The 17,906-nt window shown below is 56.6% G+C and carries 17 protein-coding genes and 1 tRNA gene; 8 read left to right on the top strand and 10 right to left on the bottom strand.

Annotated features, from left to right (window positions below):
• The first annotated feature begins 45 nt into the window (after positions 1–45).
• The 6 genes from ACI7M0_RS09105 to ACI7M0_RS09080 all read left to right on the top strand — a co-directional run bounded on the left by ACI7M0_RS09105 (position 46) and on the right by ACI7M0_RS09080 (position 6,321).
• Complete coding sequence (locus ACI7M0_RS09105; protein ID WP_256658290.1) at positions 46–1,305, top strand: RHS repeat domain-containing protein; 1,260 nt, start codon at positions 46–48, stop codon at positions 1,303–1,305.
• Positions 1,296–1,862, top strand: coding sequence for a hypothetical protein (locus ACI7M0_RS09100; RefSeq protein ID WP_129933885.1), 567 nt, complete (start codon positions 1,296–1,298; stop codon positions 1,860–1,862). Before ACI7M0_RS09105 ends, ACI7M0_RS09100 begins: the two co-directional genes overlap by 10 nt.
• Positions 1,863–2,294: 432 nt before the next feature.
• The gene (locus ACI7M0_RS09095; protein WP_129933886.1) at positions 2,295–3,149 is read left to right on the top strand and encodes a hypothetical protein; all 855 of its coding nucleotides are present in this window, start codon (positions 2,295–2,297) and stop codon (positions 3,147–3,149) included.
• A 158-nt stretch (positions 3,150–3,307) separates the two neighbouring features.
• Complete coding sequence (locus ACI7M0_RS09090) at positions 3,308–3,907, top strand: hypothetical protein (RefSeq protein WP_129933887.1); 600 nt, start codon at positions 3,308–3,310, stop codon at positions 3,905–3,907.
• Positions 3,908–4,611: 704 nt separating this feature from the next.
• Complete coding sequence (locus ACI7M0_RS09085) at positions 4,612–5,043, top strand: hypothetical protein (protein ID WP_218567991.1); 432 nt, start codon at positions 4,612–4,614, stop codon at positions 5,041–5,043.
• Between the two features lie 600 nt (positions 5,044–5,643).
• Positions 5,644–6,321, top strand: a complete 678-nt coding sequence (locus tag ACI7M0_RS09080) for a DsbA family protein (RefSeq protein WP_129933888.1) — start codon at positions 5,644–5,646, stop codon at positions 6,319–6,321.
• 158 nt (positions 6,322–6,479) lie between these two features.
• On the opposite strand, the gene ACI7M0_RS09075 is transcribed toward ACI7M0_RS09080, so the two are convergent.
• From ACI7M0_RS09075 to ACI7M0_RS09045, 7 genes are all read right to left on the bottom strand, one after another.
• A tRNA-Gly gene (locus ACI7M0_RS09075) sits at positions 6,480–6,555 on the bottom strand.
• A 63-nt stretch (positions 6,556–6,618) separates the two neighbouring features.
• Complete coding sequence (pgsA, locus tag ACI7M0_RS09070; RefSeq protein WP_010954882.1) at positions 6,619–7,179, bottom strand: CDP-diacylglycerol--glycerol-3-phosphate 3-phosphatidyltransferase; 561 nt, start codon at positions 7,177–7,179, stop codon at positions 6,619–6,621.
• 33 nt (positions 7,180–7,212) lie between these two features.
• Positions 7,213–9,036, bottom strand: a complete 1,824-nt coding sequence (gene uvrC, locus ACI7M0_RS09065) for an excinuclease ABC subunit UvrC (protein ID WP_129933889.1) — start codon at positions 9,034–9,036, stop codon at positions 7,213–7,215.
• A 6-nt stretch (positions 9,037–9,042) separates the two neighbouring features.
• Positions 9,043–9,681 carry a UvrY/SirA/GacA family response regulator transcription factor gene (gene uvrY / locus ACI7M0_RS09060; RefSeq protein ID WP_003251380.1) on the bottom strand — a complete coding sequence of 213 codons (639 nt, stop codon included), beginning with the start codon at positions 9,679–9,681 and terminating at the stop codon, positions 9,043–9,045.
• Between the two features lie 63 nt (positions 9,682–9,744).
• Entirely contained in the window at positions 9,745–10,134 is a 390-nt protein-coding gene (locus ACI7M0_RS09055) for a helix-turn-helix domain-containing protein (protein WP_020192472.1), read from the bottom strand.
• Positions 10,135–10,241: 107 nt separating this feature from the next.
• A complete protein-coding gene (locus ACI7M0_RS09050) occupies positions 10,242–10,685 on the bottom strand; it encodes a GNAT family N-acetyltransferase (protein ID WP_104887834.1) in 444 nt (147 codons plus the stop codon).
• Positions 10,686–10,695: 10 nt separating this feature from the next.
• Complete coding sequence (locus ACI7M0_RS09045) at positions 10,696–11,082, bottom strand: DUF488 domain-containing protein (protein ID WP_012051781.1); 387 nt, start codon at positions 11,080–11,082, stop codon at positions 10,696–10,698.
• Between the two features lie 129 nt (positions 11,083–11,211).
• On the opposite strand from ACI7M0_RS09045, the gene ACI7M0_RS09040 reads away from it, so the two are divergent.
• Complete coding sequence (locus tag ACI7M0_RS09040; protein ID WP_104961152.1) at positions 11,212–12,828, top strand: inorganic phosphate transporter; 1,617 nt, start codon at positions 11,212–11,214, stop codon at positions 12,826–12,828.
• A gap of 1,121 nt (positions 12,829–13,949) precedes the next feature.
• Here the strand turns inward: ACI7M0_RS09040 and ACI7M0_RS09035 are convergent.
• The 3 genes from ACI7M0_RS09035 to ACI7M0_RS09025 form a co-directional block, all read right to left on the bottom strand.
• On the bottom strand, positions 13,950–14,645 hold the full coding sequence (locus tag ACI7M0_RS09035) for a glutathione S-transferase N-terminal domain-containing protein (RefSeq protein WP_129932479.1): 696 nt from the start codon (positions 14,643–14,645) through the stop codon (positions 13,950–13,952).
• A gap of 87 nt (positions 14,646–14,732) precedes the next feature.
• Positions 14,733–15,230, bottom strand: coding sequence for a PaaI family thioesterase (locus ACI7M0_RS09030; protein WP_003251394.1), 498 nt, complete (start codon positions 15,228–15,230; stop codon positions 14,733–14,735).
• Between the two features lie 57 nt (positions 15,231–15,287).
• Positions 15,288–16,670 (bottom strand): amino acid permease, encoded by a 1,383-nt coding sequence (locus ACI7M0_RS09025; protein WP_010954889.1) that lies wholly within the window; start codon positions 16,668–16,670, stop codon positions 15,288–15,290.
• A 255-nt stretch (positions 16,671–16,925) separates the two neighbouring features.
• Between ACI7M0_RS09025 and gcvA the strand changes: the two genes are divergently transcribed.
• Complete coding sequence (gene gcvA / locus ACI7M0_RS09020) at positions 16,926–17,822, top strand: transcriptional regulator GcvA (protein ID WP_003251398.1); 897 nt, start codon at positions 16,926–16,928, stop codon at positions 17,820–17,822.
• Positions 17,823–17,906 lie beyond the last annotated feature (84 nt).

Genomic DNA, 17,906 nt, shown 5'->3' with positions numbered 1-17,906 from the left:
ATAACGTTACAAGCATGCGGGTTACCGTATTGGCTCTACCCGAAGGTGAGGATCGACTGCAACGAGTGGGGCCGTGTCAAAACCGTTCAGCAGTCACGCCCCAACTGGCAAGCCACGCAGGTCGAGGATTTCAAGTACGACAAGACCGGTAACCTGTTCGACGGCCCCAAGCTCAATGGCCTGATCAAGCACAACCGGGTGTTGGTGTATCAGGACAAGCGCTATCGCTATGACCGCTTTGGGCGGCTGTGCGAGAAGCGGATCGGCAGCAATTGGGTGCAGTATTTCGAGTATGACGCCGAGCAGCGGCTGGTATGCGTGGAGCAGTACCGCAGTGGCGAGCGTGAGCGGGTGGTGTTTGCCTATGACCCGCTGGGGAGGCGGATCAGCAAGGAGGTTTATCAGAGGGAGTATCCAGAGCCGCGTCGGCGGGTGCTGTTTCACTGGCAAGGGTTGCGCTTGCTTCAAGAAGTGCAGAGTGGGCTGGCTAGCTTGTATGTGTATGCGAATCGGGATAGCTATGAACCGCTGGCACGCATAGACGGCAAATTGGGTAGTGAAACGACACATTACTTTCACACCAACCTGGCCGGTCTACCAGAGCAGCTAACTGACTCTAGTGGCCTGACTATCTGGCAGAGCAATTATAAAGGTTGGGGAAAAGCACCTGCAGAGTGGCTCAGCCCGAAGCAGGCGCGAGAGCAGAATTTGCGGTTTCAGGGTCAGTACCTTGACCGGGAAACGGGGCTGCATTACAACTTGTTCAGATTCTATGATTCACATGTAGGAAGGTTTACGCAACCAGATCCAATAAGCTTAAACGGCGGAATCAATCTATATCAATACGGGCCTAATACAATTGGCTGGATAGATCCATTAGGTTTAATACACGAATTTGGAATTGCAGGATACGGAAACCCTTTACACGCAAGGGATGGATTGACCGCTCATGAGCTACTACAAAATGCCTGGTTAAAAAATCACCAATTCATAACAAACAGAAAGTCAGGTATTGCAAATACAAATCCAGCAATAGCATTACAAGAAAACGCAATGCACAAAAACATATCTAAGCTACAAGCAAAGTACAGCCTACACAACCCGGAGACCTTGAAAAAACAGAGCGCAATACAAAACATAAATAGAAACACTGCAATAACACGCAGAGGCATATACGAGGATCTAGTAAAAAACAGAGGCTGGGACCCTCAAAACGCTAAAATATTTGCCACCAAAAAAGCAATGGAACTCAGACAAAAATCAATAAAATTCACCAACAAACATGGATTAACAAAATGCCCATAAACAACCTAATCGCCAAAATTGATAAAAATTCATTCGACAAGAAAACTGGCAGGATCGGAGGAAACATTCCGACCATCCTCACAGGCATGGAGCAAAGTTTTGAAAACTATAATTTCTACGCATCATTCCAAAACCCTGACAACAAAAATAAGTATATATCAGTTTTAATCCCGAAAGATTACTCAAGCATGATTGACGAAAATATATACCCCAACTGCTCAATAAAAGTATTCTCCCATGACTTATCAGAAGAAAGCGAAAACGAAAACCATACGATAAAGCACCTTAACAAATCATACATTACAGACTATTGCGAGGTAGCCTCGAATGAGTTTAACTTTATAACTCGAGCCGAGACCCCCTTATTAATTCAAGACGAACCAATCTACTACAACGACCTGAGAAGAGATAATTACAGCTTTTTCATACAAATTGATGAGGATTATTATCCAGACAACTTGATTAGCGGAAATTACATATTCGGATATGGCTCACTTTACTTGTATAGAAATAACGATACCGGAATCATAATCGCAGGGTTTTGGCAGTTTTCATAGCCACATGAACTCCGTAAGTTCGCGAGTCGCTAGAAATATTCCCAAAGAAACGTATGCGACTCATGAACCCCACCTACTACAAAATGGAGCAGTACCAGGTTACGAAGCACTGCTACTGTGGAACTGCTCGCTAGATCCCCGGTAGGTACGAGCAGGGATGTTGTAAGGAGCATTGAAGATATTGGTAGTCGAGAGAATGACATACTCGACCGAGGGACAGGCAGAGTAAGAGGAAATGCTGACCCTGGCGTATCAGAATAAAATATTAACCGTTTAGACTATTTAGTTGAAGGGAAGGCATATCTTGAAAGCAAAGGAGTATCTAGCCCCAGCAAGCTGCCATCACTTAATCACATAGCCAATGCCCACACATCCGCACCTGCATCAAAATTCAAATCTCCAAAAACCTGCCCATGAGAGGAAAATCCACAAATGCCAACTTCAGCAAGCATCAAAAAAACCTTGAATGAGTATATTAAAGGAGGTGACAACTCCGAAAACGCTATAACACGCCTCCTCGAGCTCAATCTATACATTGCTCCGATTAAGATATCTCACTGTTATTGCATACGGTGGCTAACCAAAGAACTACACCTGTCAGAAAAAAGCCAAATAGTAAATAACTTTATTTACGGCATTGAAAATTCCAAACCTGAATATAGGGCAGCCCTGCCAGCCTACGCTGTCGCAAAGAGTTTACCGCAGCACGAATATCATGGCAAAGATGTTTATTGCACAATCTGCGGGGCCTTCAAACTACAGAAAATCGACCTAACCATTACAAACTGTGCTAGATTTTTATATGGATCATTGAAAACCATGAAACCAGCTGAACTGGCGCTTTTTTTAGAGCTCAACACTAAATTACCATCCGCCGCCCCTCCTAAAACCCAAAAACTCACAGCAATACTCAAAGAGATAGCCATATCACCACCGAACGAAACCCCATCATCACTATTAATTAGGCTAACCAAACTCAAGGAATTAAAAATGCCAAAAGATCAGATTAGGGGACTACTTGAGACCTTCGGATACCTAGGGATTTTGCAGTCACCAATGAATAAAGGATATTTATACAAATTCACCCCTCCCTTTACACATCCCGCGAAATCTTCAAAGTCAGACTGGAGGTATCCAGTGGATTTCTGGAAAGGGGCTGATGGAGTAAACCTCGAAGCATTAGCATATTGGTTTACTGACCACCCTGATATTACAAGTATTTTTATTTCAAACCTTCAACTCAGCATGACAAACACTGAATCATCCGAGACAGTAAAGGGAGTGTGAACGGAATGTCCAAACGCGAATGGGATAATGCAAGTCGAATTATCCAACAGGACCCCAACTCCATTGTAATTACCGTCATCAAGGGGAAGGTTGTGCCGAGCGGCACGCTAAATACTACAAACATGCCTACGGGCCAAATAATTATAAGGTAACCGCGCATGGCAAACCAAACCCCAACCCTTCTAACATTCATGACTAAAGTGGATGAGGCCAAGTTCTCTCAGGCATTAGTCTCAACCTTACCCGAGATAACCTTTCTTAACATCGGTGACTGGCCTACAAAAAAACCCCTCACGAAAAACACTCTAGGCGATTGCAGTAGCGATAGCCCCCAGCACTCCATATGGAACAAAGCAATATTACCCACAACCGATTACATAGAAAATTTTATTTTTCACAACGAAACTAATAATGCCTACTTTGGAGCAACTATTGGACCTGGCCTAATTCAGTACATCAGACCGAGTATCGCAGATTATGATAATCTTTCCCTCCGCAATGGGCGCCTATCATCATCCTACGATCCAAAAACCGACCCGCAGACTCACTATTTTGTAAAAGAAACATTCAGAATACTAAGAACAGGAGCCAGAAGAGTTTATCTAGTAGATCGTAAAACCGGACAGACAGATGACAAACCTGAACTCCATTTTTTTGCATGGCCGGACGCTGCAGAAAAATACAATGGCGACAATGGTAAATATCTAACTAATAACTTCCTAACCTATTTCGTCGTTACCCCGCGTAAAAAATCGTAAGGCACCACGACTCGCCAGCCCATTTCGGGGCATGTATAAAATGCCCCAAACGAACGACCGCCATCCGCCATGACTTCGAGCGGGACGCAATCGGCCGGCTTGTCAACAAGTGCACTGAAGATAGCACTACCGCCTACTGCTACGACGCGGCCGACAATCTGCTGTCCATCTAAAAAATCACGCAGCCACCAAGACGGTGCATCGTGAGTGGCTAAGAGAAAAACTGGAAAGCCTGTGGGGGAAAAGTAGATTGGTCGCAAATCAGCAATCGAGAGGTCATGCAACTTTCTGAGCGAATATTTGACGCCACAGGGCATTGACTAGATATCTACGCACAGGCACTTTCTGCCCCTAACTTGAGGCAAGCTGAAAATGCATAATATAAAACACATACTTGAGAAATTTAGCAATGCTCCGAGAATAGACGTTTTCCCACCAGACCATCTCTACCTACACTACCCAACTGCCTAAGTTTTCCTCCAGACGCTTGTCAAATTTTAAATACTTCGAGAGTGACGACGATATCAGCCACTGACGCGCTATCAAAAGCCAGCTCCGATTTGCCTGAGATTCTCTACTGCCTAGGACAAGGATTTTCGGATTGCTAGGAGCTTATAGCCAATGGCACAGACCGTTCACGCCGCCCGGATGGGTAACCCAATATAGCAATCTGGCCGGGCTACAGGAATAGCCAAGGATTTTAAATGACACTTTCCGAACTCATACAATCAAATACCTACATAAACCTCCTTGACAACTTAGACAAATACATTCCCGAGAAAGTAGATAGACAATCAAAAATTCACGAAACCGTCACCACTCTTATGGAGAAATGGATTCAACATTCCTCGTTTTCTTGCGACGACTTACATCACACCATATTAAATAACCAACAGCATTTAATTTCTTATATCATAAAAAAACAAGCAGCCTATACAGAACCCAATGGCGGCAGGGACAACATAATAAACCTAGCCCCAAAGGCAAATTTTCCAATCAGCCATATTATTGAGTACTGCATATTATCAAGGAAAAAAAGTAAATTATCAGAGTACATAACAAAAATTCGAATACCAGCCCCCCGACAATACACGAGAGAGATTGAAAAGATATTCTCTGAAACCAAGCCCTCGTGAGCAAAATGGTCATTCGGCGATGGAGGAAGCGCTGTACGAGCCCACCATCCTGCGCCAGTTCGCCCCGTCATCGCCTGGAAAATCCGTTGATTCGTGCGTCAATCCCGATACGCAAGACAAGGCAACAGGACCAGAGAGTAACGCTTCAGCGGCTTGCCCGATTCGCCTTGGCCTACCTGAGGAATCAAACCGTGAATCCCCTCGCCAGCAAAACCGAAGCTCAGAAAAGCTGGCTGATTGAGCAGGGCTTCCAGGTTCAGGCATGCACCTGCGCTGACGCATGCTGCCTGCAGGCCATGCGTTTAAGGGGCAGCGGGGCATCGTGTGAATTTACTTCCAAACCGCCGCGGCGCCACTTCTATCGAAAGCGTTTAACCCCGCAGCGTCCATCGTTGAAACAAAGAAGGAGCCGTTGTTCCGCACCGTGCCACCCGTTCGTATCTGGCACTGGCGATGACGGAACCTGAAGAGCAAGCCTGCGTCATAGCCTCATGCAGCAACTCGGCATCAGTGGACTCGATGCCGCCATCCGCATGACTCAGGATGGAGACGGCGCACCTGTTTCGAGCCGTTCGATCTGGAATTGCCAGGAGCAACAACATGCGCAAACGGATGAGTGCAACCAACCTAAAGTGGGCCTGCGGCTGGCTCGCAGCTGCGGTTTTGGCACTGTGCTGGTGGCTGCCGCTACCTTTTCGTTCCACCGCCGATGATGGCCCGCCGCGGATCTACGGCAACCCCGAAGCGCGCTTCACCATCACCCTCTACGCCGACCTCGAATGCCCGCACTGCCAGGCCTACCTGCCGCAACTGCAGCGCTGGATCGTCACCAACGATCACGTCAACCTGGCCTGGCATCACCTGCCCCTCCCCCAGCATGAACCGGCCGCCAGTCGGGAAGCGCGGCGGGTCGAATGCCTGGGCCAGCGTGAGGGGCGCGAAGGCGTTTGGGGGGCGGTGCTCTGGGTCTACCTGCATACTCAAGGCAACGGCCGGGGGTTGGCTGCTGGACACGACTATCCGGACATCAGCCCGTCCCTGCAACGCTGCCTGGCCGGCGAACGGGCTGCCCAAGTCGTGGACACGCAAAAAGCGCAAGCCTTGGAGAACGGATTCAACGCCACCCCCACGCTGCGCCTGACCGACAATCACACCCAGCACACCCTGATCCTGGAAGACCCAATCGATCCCGATGCCTTGCTGTCCGCAGTGAACCTGTTGAGCGCAGCCGAAATTTCTGAAATGCCCGCTGACGTGATCAGCGATATGTCCAGGTAGCCCACGGCGTCACGGCCAGGGCGCCGCGTTGTGGTGTTTGTACTTGAATTTCGTGGAGGGAGGGGGATTGAGGCAGAATGCATTCGAACGAAAAAAGGCCCCGAAGGGCCTTTTTTCAACGATTTACAGACTTCGACTGAAACCTGTAGATCTTTATTTGGAGCGGGAAACGAGACTCGAACTCGCGACCCCGACCTTGGCAAGGTCGTGCTCTACCAACTGAGCTATTCCCGCGTCGTGATGGGTGCCATTCTAGCGATTTCTAAAACAGCGTCAACCCCTTGATTCAAAAAACTTTTATTTTTTTTCCGAACCTTCGCGCAGGTGCGGCCAGGCGGCCAACAGGTAGTGCACCATCGACCACAGTGTCAGCCCCGCTGCCACCAGCAGCAGCCCGTAGCCCAGGATCACCCAGAAGGTCACCACCGGAGGGTTGCCCAGCAGGATCACCAGCGCCAGCATCTGCGCCGCAGTCTTCCACTTACCGAGGTTGGACACCGCCACATGCGCCCGCGCGCCTAGCTCAGCCATCCACTCGCGCAGCGCAGACACCACGATCTCGCGGCCGATGATCACCGCGGCGGGCAGGGTCAGCCAGAAGTTGGCGTGGGTCTGCACCAGCAGCACCAGGGCCACTGCCACCATCAGCTTGTCGGCCACCGGGTCGAGGAAGGCGCCGAACGGCGTGCTCTGCTGCAGTCGACGCGCCAGGTAGCCGTCCAGCCAATCGGTGGCGGCGGCAACGGCGAATACGCTGCTGGCGGCCATGTAACTCCACTGATAGGGCATGTAGAACAGCAGAATGAAGCACGGAATGAGCAGGACGCGTAGAACGGTGAGCAGGTTTGGAATATTCATCGGTACGACTGGCTGCAAGTTGAGCCCGGCATTCTACTCGCTATGCAGGCTGGCATAAATCGACTCGGCAAGCTTTTTACTGATGCCGGGGGCTTTGGCGATTTCATCGATACTGGCGCGGTTGAGCTCCTGCAGGCCGCCGAAATGTTTCAGCAGGTCGCGGCGGCGCTTGGGCCCTACCCCGGCCACATCTTCAAGGCTGGAAACTCGACGGGCCTTGCCACGGCGGGCGCGGTGGCCGGTGATAGCGAAGCGGTGGGCTTCGTCGCGGATCTGCTGGATCAGGTGCAACGCTGACGAATCGCCCTTGAGGGTGAATTCGTGATGCACATCGTTCAGGTACAGGGTTTCGAAACCCGCCTTGCGTGTGACGCCCTTGGCCACACCCAGCAGGGTCAGGTCGGTGAAGCCCAGCTCCTGCATCACATCGCGGGCCATGTTCAGCTGGCCCTTGCCGCCGTCCACCAGCAGCACATCGGGCAGCTTGCCCTCGCCGTCCTTGATGCGCCCATAGCGGCGGGTCAGGGCCTGATGCATGGCCGCATAATCGTCACCTGCGGTGACGCCTTCGATGTTGAAGCGGCGGTAGTCGGACTTGATCGGCCCTTCGGGGCCGAACACCACGCAACTGGCCACGGTAGCTTCACCACTGGAGTGGCTGATGTCGTAGCATTCCAGGCGTTGCGGCACTTCATCCAGGCCCAGCACTTCGGCCAGGGCTTCGAAGCGCGCAGCCATGTGCTGGCGGTTGGCCAGGCGGGCATTCAGCGCCTGCTCGGCATTGGTCACGGCCAGTTGCTGCCAGCGGGCGCGGGTGCCACGCACCCGGTGGCTGATGGTCAGTTCGCGGCCACGCAGCGTGTGCAGCGCTTCGGTGATGGCGTTGAAATCTTCGTGAACAACATTGACGATCAACTCGCCGGGCAGCTCGCGCTCTGCGTTGCCCAGATAGTACTGGGACAGGAATGCGGCCATGACCTCGGCCACCTCCTCCTCGATGCCCACCTGCGGGAAGAAGTTCTTGCTGCCCAGTACTCGCCCGCCGCGCACGCTGATCAGGTGCACACAGGCACCACCCGGGTTGACGAAGGCGGCGATGACGTCGACATCGCCGCTGCCGCCCTCGATGTACTGTTGGTCCTGCACGCGGCGCAACAAGGCGATCTGGTCACGCAGCTCGGCGGCTTTTTCGAAATCAAGCGCCATGGCGGCCTTTTCCATCTCGGCATTCAACTCATTGCCCAGTTGCTGGCTACGCCCTTCCAGAAACATCACCGAATGACGCACGTCTTCTGCGTATTCCTCGGCAGTCACCAGGTCGGTGCAGGGCCCTTTGCAGCGTTTTATCTGGTACTGCAGGCATGGCCGGGTGCGGTTGGCGTAGTAGCTGTCTTCGCACTGACGCACAGAAAAAGCCTTTTGCAGCAGGCTGAGGCTTTCGCGAATGGCCCCGGCGCTGGGGTACGGGCCAAAGTAACGGCCCTTGGCCTTTTTCGCCCCACGGTGAATGCCCAGGCGCGGGAACTCGCCATCGGACAGAAACACGTACGGGTAGGACTTATCGTCGCGCAGCAGGATGTTGTAAGGCGGCCGCCACTCCTTGATCAGGTTCTGCTCCAGCAGCAACGCCTCGGTTTCGTTGGCAGTGATGGTGGTTTCAACCTGGGCGATGCGCGCAACCAGTGCGGCGGTCTTGGGCGCAAGGCCAGTCTTGCGGAAATAGCTGGCCAGGCGCTTCTTCAGGTTCTTGGCCTTGCCCACGTAAAGCAGCCGGGCTCCGCCGTCGAACATCCGGTAAACGCCCGGGCGACCGCTGCAGGTCGCCAGGAATGCGCTGGCATCAAAGACTTGGGACATGAGGTTTTACAGGCTTGCGTCAACCATACCGTGGCGAACGGCCAGCAAGGTCAATTCGACGTCGCTGGTGACCGAGAGTTTTTCAAAGATCCGATAACGGTAAGTATTGACGGTCTTGGGCGAGAGGCACAACTTGTCGGAGATGATCTGCACTTTCTGGCAGCCGACGATCATCAGGGCAATCTGGATTTCCCGTTCGGACAACGCGTCGAACGGAGACCCCTGCGGCTGGAACGGTTTCAGCGCCAACTGCTGGGCGATCTGCGGGCTGATATAGCGCTGGCCGGCAAAGGCCAGACGAATGGCCTGGACCATTTCGTCAAGGCCTGCACCCTTGGTCAGGTAGCCGGCAGCGCCGGCCTGCAACAAGCGTGTGGGGAACGGGTCTTCCTCGCACACCGTCACCGCCACTACCTTGATGTCAGGGTGGCTGCGCAGCAGTTTGCGGGTGGCCTCCAGGCCGCCGATGCCGGGCATTTTCACATCCATCAGCACAACGTCCGGTTTCAGCTCCCGGGCCAGCTTCAGTGCCGACTCGCCCGAGTCTCCCTCACCCACCACCTGCAGGCCGTCGATGTCGGCCAACATCCGTGTAATACCGGTTCGTACCAGATCGTGATCATCGACCACTAAGACCCTAATCAAGCACACACCTCGTCAGCAGGGCGATTGGATCCCGCCACCTTAACAAAATTTTTCACGGTGGGCCTAACGCATTGCTTCCTTCAGAAACGACTGACGTTCGACTGTGAGAGGCCGCACTATTTGCCGGGGCTTGGCGTCGTTGGCCAGCCGCCCCAAAAGGTGCAAGAGCGCCGCCTGATCATCCGACCGCAATTTCCGAAAAGCCCCCAGCAAACCGGACTCATCCGTGTTCAAACCTTCGAGCGCTGCCGGGGTACGCAGGCCGCTGAGGACATACAACGCATCCACGCCCCGGGTCGCCAATGCCGCCAGGTAATCTAGCCGCGGCGTGCGTTCACCGCTTTCGTACTTGCCCTGAGCGTTGGGCTCGACCCCACCGATATCGCCAAATACACGCTGGGTCATACCCAGCCGCTCACGCTCTTCCCGCAGCCGCATACCGATTCCGTTCATAGGGGCTTCTCCTTTTCCCTTATCTCCTCAAGTACGGCCTGCCCGCCTGCAGGCAGCCGTAAAGGTGTGGATCCACTATGCCCATGCTCTGCGGTCGCGACAAGCCATCATTTAGCTACTATGTTGATATCTCGCTGCATCCGTACAAAGCATTCGTCTTCACCCATTTCGACGAAGCCATGACGCTGGTACAGCAGGCGGGCCGGGTTGCTGCGGAACACCATCAGCCGCAACAGGGGAAGGCGCCGCTGCCTGGCCCACAGCGCCAGTTCTTCCAGCACCCAGCTACCGACCCCTCGCCCACGGTGCTCAGGCAACAGGTGCAACTCGCGGATGAACAGCGCCTGGCGGTCCTGGCTGAGGCTGCAAAAACCCAACAGCGTGTCGCCTTCTATCACCAGCCACTGCTCGCGCCAGCCCCAGGCCGCGTCGAAGGCGTCCTCGATCCACAGCAGGTCGAATTCACGGTAGTAGGGCAACATGGCGCGGCGCGTAAGGTCGCGGGCGAAGGTGCAGTGGATGTCTTGGGCGGGAATCAACTGTAAGGGCATCGCATCGCGCTCATTGGGCATAACACACTGGCGAACTGCCAGGGCCACACCTGTCCAGTTCGTTTTCCAACCAGTCGGCCAGCACCCGGGCATTGTTGTGCTCGCTGTCCTTGCCAGCATAAAGCAATGTCAGCGTCCCCTTCCTGGCCATGTCCAGCAGCGGATACCAGTGTTCGGGGTGGGCCGCCAGCGCTTGCTGGTACCGCTGGGTAAAACCGGCGAAATCCACTTCACCCTGATGGAACGCCTTACGCAATTCATTCGAAGGTGCCACTTCGCGCAACCACTGCCCATGGAGGTCATCCTTGCGCTTGTTGCGCGGCCAAAGGCGGTCGACCAGTACACGCTGGCCATCTTCATCCTCAACCGCATCATAGACACGTTTGCAGCGAATCATGGGCGTCTCCTGCCATTACCGTCCGTCTTGAGCCTAGATAATTCATTGATCGAGGTCACGGCCGGGTTACGAATTGTTTCTATGCTCAAGGCCTTCGGCACTTTCCGCCCAACGCCAACCGGAGCCCCCATGGCAACCCCGTCAGTGGCCAGCAGCCCACTACTGGCCCAACACGACGCCCGCCCGCAGCTCTCCCACAAGCCTGGGCGTGCCACCTTAACGTTGTTCTTCAGCCTGCTGCTGGCTGGTATCGCCTACACCGCCTGGAGCCTCAAGCAGGATGTGACCGCAAGCGGTACGGTCATCACCACGGCCACACCGTTCCTTCTGCTGGGCCTGGCGCTGCTGATTGCCCTGGGCTTCGAGTTCGTCAACGGCTTCCACGACACCGCCAACGCGGTAGCCACCGTGATATACACCCATTCGTTGCCGGCGCCGGTCGCAGTGGTGTGGTCTGGGCTGTGCAACTTCCTGGGCGTGCTTTTTTCCAGTGGCGCGGTGGCCTTCGGCATCATCGCATTACTACCGGTAGAACTGATTCTACAGGTGGGTTCTTCAGCCGGCTTCGCCATGGTCTTCGCCCTGCTGCTGGCGGCGATCATCTGGAACCTTGGCACTTGGTGGCTGGGCCTGCCGGCATCGTCCTCGCACACCCTGATCGGCTCGATCATAGGCGTGGGCGTGGCCAATGCGCTGATGCATGGGCGTGACGGCACCAGCGGCGTGGACTGGGCCCAGGCCAGCAAGGTGGGTTATGCCCTGCTGTTCTCACCGCTGATTGGTTTTGCTTGCGCAGCCCTATTGCTGCTGGCCCTGCGCGCGCTGGTCAAACGCAAGGCGCTGTACCAGGCACCGGAAGGCCAGACACCTCCACCGTGGTGGATCCGCAGCCTACTGATTCTGACCTGCACCGGGGTCTCTTTTGCCCACGGCTCCAACGATGGCCAGAAAGGCATGGGCCTGATCATGCTGATTCTGGTCGGCACCCTGCCGATGGCTTATGCGCTGAACAAGACCATGCCCAACGGGCAGGCCCTGCAGTTTTCCGCTGTCGCCGAGGTGACCCGCCAGGCACTGGTACGCAGCGACCCGCAAGCGGCCCCGGCTGACCCGCGCCAGGTACTGACCCTGTTCATTGCCGAGCCCAAGGCCAGCCCGCACCTGGTACCGGCATTGGCGGCGCTGACCGGGATGATCGGCGAAGAGGTCAAAGGCTATGGCTCGCTCAAGCGCATACCGGCTGAAGCCATGGCCAACGTGCGCAATGACATGTACCTGACCAGTGAAGCCATCCGCCTCATGGAGAAAAACCACCTGGTGACATTCGATGCCGACACACGCAGCCAAGTGCAGTTGTTCAAGGCCCAGCTGGACGACGCCACCCGCTATATTCCGTTGTGGGTGAAGGTGGCTGTAGCCATCGCGCTGGGGCTGGGGACCATGGTTGGCTGGCGACGTATTGTGGTCACGGTTGGCGAGAAGATCGGCAAGACCCACCTCAGCTATGCCCAAGGCGCATCGGCCGAAGTGGTGGCGATGTGCACCATTGGCGCGGCGGATATGTTCGGGCTGCCGGTGTCGACCACGCATGTGCTGAGTTCGGGGGTGGCCGGCGCCATGGTCGCCAATGGGTCGGGGATTCAGAAACGCACTTTGTTCAATCTGCTGATGGCCTGGGTGCTGACCCTGCCAGCGGCAATGCTATTGGCTGGCGGCCTGTACTGGCTGCTGAACCACATCTTCTGAACCCGTACGCCGTCGGGTGTAATCGATGGACTCGCCCAATCTCCGGCATGTGTCCACCACCTTGGTAGGAGCGGGTTTACCCGCGAATACGGTAGCGGCGGCAACGGTGAATGGCAGGTGGAGATTGGCCAGCAGGCCCGGCCCTTTCGCGGGTAAACCCGCTCCTACGGGCGACCTGAGTCCGACCCCAGATGCGTGTCCACCACCGATCTGCGTAGGAGCGGGTTTACCCGCGAATATGGTAGCCGCGGCAACCGTGAACGGCGGATGGAGATTGGCCAGCAGGCCCGGCCCTTTCGCGGGTAAACCCGCTCCTACGGGCGACCTGAGTCCGACCCCAGATGCGTGTCCACCACCGATCTGCGTAGGAGCGGGTTTACCCGCGAATACGGGAGCGGCGGCAACGGTGAATGGCAGGTGGAGATTGGCCAGCAGGCCGGCCCTTTCGCGGGTGAACCCGCTCCTACGACGGCCTGAGTCCGACCCTAGATGTGTGTCCACCACCGATCTGCGTAGGAGCGGGTTTACCCGCGAATACGGTAGCCGCGGCAACCGTGAACGGCGGGTGGAGATTGGCCAGCAGGTCCGGCCCTTTCGCGGGTGAACCCGCTCCTACGGGCGACCTGAGTCCGACCCCAGATGCGTGTCCACCACCGATCTGCGTAGGAGCGGGTTTACCCGCGAAGACGGGAGCGGCGGCAACCGTGAACGGCGGGTGGAGATTGGCCAGCAGGTCCGGCCCTTTCGCGGGTGAACCCGCTCCTACGACGACCTGAGTCCGACCCCAGATGCGTGTCCACCACCGATCTGCGTAGGAGCGGGTTTACCCGCGAATACGGTAGCCGCGGCAACCGTGAACGGCGGGTGGAGATTGGCCAGCAGGCCCGGCCCTTTCGCGGGTGAACCCGCTCCTACGACGACCTGAGTCCGACCCCAGATGCGTGTCCACCACCGATCTGCGTAGGAGCGGGTTTACCCGCGAATACGGTAGCGGCGGCAACCGTGAACGGCGGATGGAAATTGGCCAGCAGGTCCGGCCCTTTCGCGGGTGAACCCGCTCCTACGGGCGACCGGCAGGCGTTTCGAAGTTTGCGCAAGGCTGTTGTCCCTGCACGGGTTGATCAGCCCGGGATTTTCAGGCCACGCTGCACGGCTGGCCGTTCCAGGAAATTCGCCAGCACGCGCTGCACCTCATTGAACTGGTCGAAGCCCACCAGGTCACGGGCGTTGTAGCGCTCCACCAGGTTACGCACCCAAGGGAAGATGGCGATGTCGGCGATGCTGTATTCCTCAGCCATCCACTGCCGACCTTTCAAATGCCGATCCAGCACGCCCAGCAGCCGCTTGGACTCGTTGACATAGCGGTCGCGCGGGCGCTTGTCTTCATATTCCTTGCCAGCAAAGAAATGGAAGAACCCGACCTGGCCGAACATCGGCCCGATGCCGCCCATCTGGAACATCAGCCACTGCAGGGTCTGGTAGCGCTGGGCGGGGTCCTGGCTGAGCAGCTGGCCGCTCTTCTCCGCCAGGTACTGCAAGATCGCCCCCGATTCGAACAGCGCCAGCGGCTGACCGCCCGGCCCGTTCGGGTCGAGGATGGCGGGGATCTTGTTGTTCGCGCTGAGCGAGATGAACTCGGGGCTCAATTGGTCGTCATTGTCGAAGCTGACCTTGTGCGCCTCGTAAGCCAAGCCAATCTCTTCGAGCATGATCGACACCTTCACCCCGTTGGGCGTCGGCAACGAGTACAACTGCAGGCGTTCGGGGTGTTTGGCGGGCCATTTGCGGGTAATGGGGAAAGCACTGAGTTCGGTCATGATCAACCTTGCCAAGGGAATGAACCTGTCACTCTAGAGACATCCCCAGCCGCTGACCATCACCGACCACTCATCAGCGTTGGCAGCTCAGGCCTGGCCGTGGGCCTTGAGCTTGAGCTTTTCGGTATCGACGCGGACAAACACGGAGTCGGCGGTCACAGTCAGTACATCCTCTGCCCAGACTTCGCAGATTACCCGGCTCTTGCGCCCCACTTCGCCTTCGACACGCGCCTTGAGCAACAGCTCGACGCCCATCGGCGTAGGTTTCAGGTAGGTCAGGTTGAGCGTGCCGGTAACGCAGTCGATACGCGGCAGGCTGCCCGGTTCTCGGCCTTCGTTACGGTAGTGGTAGGCCATCGCCGTCCAGTTGGAGTGGCAGTCGACCAGCATCGCCAGCAGGCCACCGTAAACCAGGCCAGGCCAGCCAATGAAGGTGCTGTCGGGCGAGTGACGGCACACCAGGTGAACACCGTCGGCGTCCCAGTGGCTTTGCAGGTGCAGGCCGCTGGGGTGGGAACAGCCGCAGCCATAGCAAGTACCCTCAGGGGCCGCGAGGGCTTGAAGGGAAAGTGTGTGATCAGTCATACGCTTCCTGTGCTTGTTGGAATGGGGGCGCGCAACGCCCCCATTAAAGCAGAAACATCAGGCCGTCTGGGCAACCATCTTCGCACGCCGCTGGGTCAGCGAAACCAGCAGGATGAACGCGGTCACCCCGGCAGTCATCAGCGTTTCGTAGCGGTAGGCATCGCTGAACAGCATGTAGCCCAGCACCATGACGATGGTGCCGATCACCAGCCAGGTCAGCCATGGGAACAGCCACATCTTCAGTTCCAGCGGACGCCCTTCACGCTCGGCACGGGCACGCATGCGCAGTTGCGACACGGCGATGACCAGGTACACCAGCAAGGCGATGGCGCCGGTGGTCGACAGCAGGAAGCCAAACACCTTGCCCGGGAACACATAGTTGACGAAGCAGCCAGCGAAGCCCGCCAGGGTGGAGAAGATCACTGCCACGGTCGGCACGCCGGAACCGGAGATGCGCTTGGTCACGCTCAGCGCCTGACCACGCGCGCCCAGCGAATAGAGCATGCGCGATGCCGTGTAGAGCCCCGAGTTCATGCAACTTGTCACCGCCACCAGCACCACCAGGTCAACCAGCAACTTGGCGCCCGGCACGTTCAGTACTTCCAGTACACGCTGGAACGACCCTACCGCTTTGAGCCCGGGGTCGTTCCAGGCCACCAGCGACACCACCAGGAAGATCGACGCCAGGTAGAAGATGGCGATGCGGTACACCACCAGGTTGGTGGCGCGGCGAATCTTGTCTTTCGGGTTGGCGGTCTCGTCAGCCGCGATGGTGACAATTTCGGCACCGAAGAACGAGAAGATGGTGATCAGCACGCCCCCAAGCACCGTCCCGAACCCATTGGGCATGAAACCACCGCTGTCCCACAGCCGGCTCACCCCGGATACCTCTGCCAGCGGCCAGAAGCCGAACACCGCCAAGGTGCAGACCCCGATGAAGCCAATGATCGCGACCACCTTGACCAGCGCGAACCAGTACTCGAAGGCACCGAAGTTCTTCACGCTGACCAGGTTGGTGCCCGACAGCACCAGCATGATCAGGAAAGCGAACAGCCAGGACGGCACGCCAGGGAAGTAGGCATGCAGGATGTCAGCACCGGCAATGGCTTCCACCGGAATGATCAACACCCAGAACCACCAGTACAACCAGCCAATGGTAAAGCCCGCCCAAGGCCCGATGGCCTCCGAGGCGTAGGTGGAAAAAGAGCCGCTGTTGGGGTTTGCGATGGCCATTTCACCCAGCATGCGCATCACCAGCAAGACCAGCAGGCCAGTCATGGCGTAGGAGATGAGGATGGCCGGGCCGGCGGTGGCAATGGCGTTGGAGGACCCGATGAACAGCCCGGCGCCGATGATGCCGGCAATGGAGATCATGGAAACCTGACGGGAAGTCAGGCCGTGCTGCAGTGAGCGCTGTTTCTTGTTGTCTTGCGAAGCCATGAAGAACCCTCGAATGGGTCGGCCGCAGCAAAGCGGCTGAAGGTCTGAGCAGAATTCTTATAAATTTCTGATGTGTGTTGTTGTTGTTTTGCAGATGACCGAAGCGGGTATTGACCTCCTCTTCGCATGACCGGTTGTAATCGTTGATCCAGGTCAGTATTAATCTATAGGCCGGGGTCAACAAACGACCTTTTCGAACCACATAATTCCTTTATGGAATGAACTCCTTCCTTTTTTGCTCGGTATTCGCCCGTCATGTCCAAACGCCTGATGCCTTCGACCACCGCCCTTCAGTGCTTCGAAGCGGCCGCTCGCCACCTCAGCTTCACCCGCGCGGCCCAGGAACTGCACCTGACCCAGAGCGCCGTCAGCAAGCAGGTCGCGCAGCTTGAGGACATGCTCTCGCACTCGCTGTTCCAGCGCATTCGCCGGCGCCTGCACCTGACCCCGGCCGGCGCGCTGTACCTCACCGAAGTGAACAAGATCCTCACCCAGATCGACATATCCAGCCGCTACATCCTCAGCTACGGCGACGAAACCGAAGTGCTGCGCATCGCCACCCAGCCGACCTTCGGCGCCCGCTGGCTGGTGCCCAGGCTCAAGGGCTTTGGGGACCGCTACCCACGCATTCACCTGGATGTGCGCAACGAGCTGGAGCCATTCGACCTGGTACAGGCCAAGGCGGACGTCGCCTTTTTCTTCGGCCAGGGCACCTGGCCCGGGGCGACTTGCATCGAGTTGTTCAGCGAAGAAGTGGTGCCGGTGTGCAGCCCGCAGCTGCTGGCCAGCCACCGTTTCGACAGCGCCCAGGCGCTGACTGAGCACCGCCTGTTGCAATGCGTGTCGCGGCCGGAGGCCTGGCATGAGTGGTTCCTGGGGCTTGGGTTACATAGCCAGAACAGCTACCACGGGCCGCGCTTCGACACGTTCTACCTGTGTATCCGCGCGGCCATCTCCGGCTGCGGCATAGCCCTGATTCCCCGCTATCTGGTGGCCGAAGAGCTGAGCGAAGGCAAGCTGGTGGTGGCCTGGGACCACCCTGTGGCAAGCAACGGGAGGCACTTCATTGCGCATGCCGAGCATGCGGCCGAAGTGCCCAAGATCAGGGCCTTTGTGCAGTGGATCCGGGAGCGGGTGGCTGAAGGCGATTGATTTGACCTGCCCCGGCCTTCTCGCAAACACGCCCGCTCCTGCAGACCTGCCACAGCCCTGATGTCGTGCGCCCTCCGTAGGAGC

The sequence above is a fragment of the Pseudomonas sp. 10(2024) genome, assembly GCF_045164175.1.
Classification (GTDB): Bacteria; Pseudomonadota; Gammaproteobacteria; order Pseudomonadales; family Pseudomonadaceae; genus Aquipseudomonas; species Aquipseudomonas alloputida.
The sequence above is the reverse complement of the archived record's forward strand: the minus strand, read 5'-3'. Positions and strand labels throughout refer to the sequence as shown.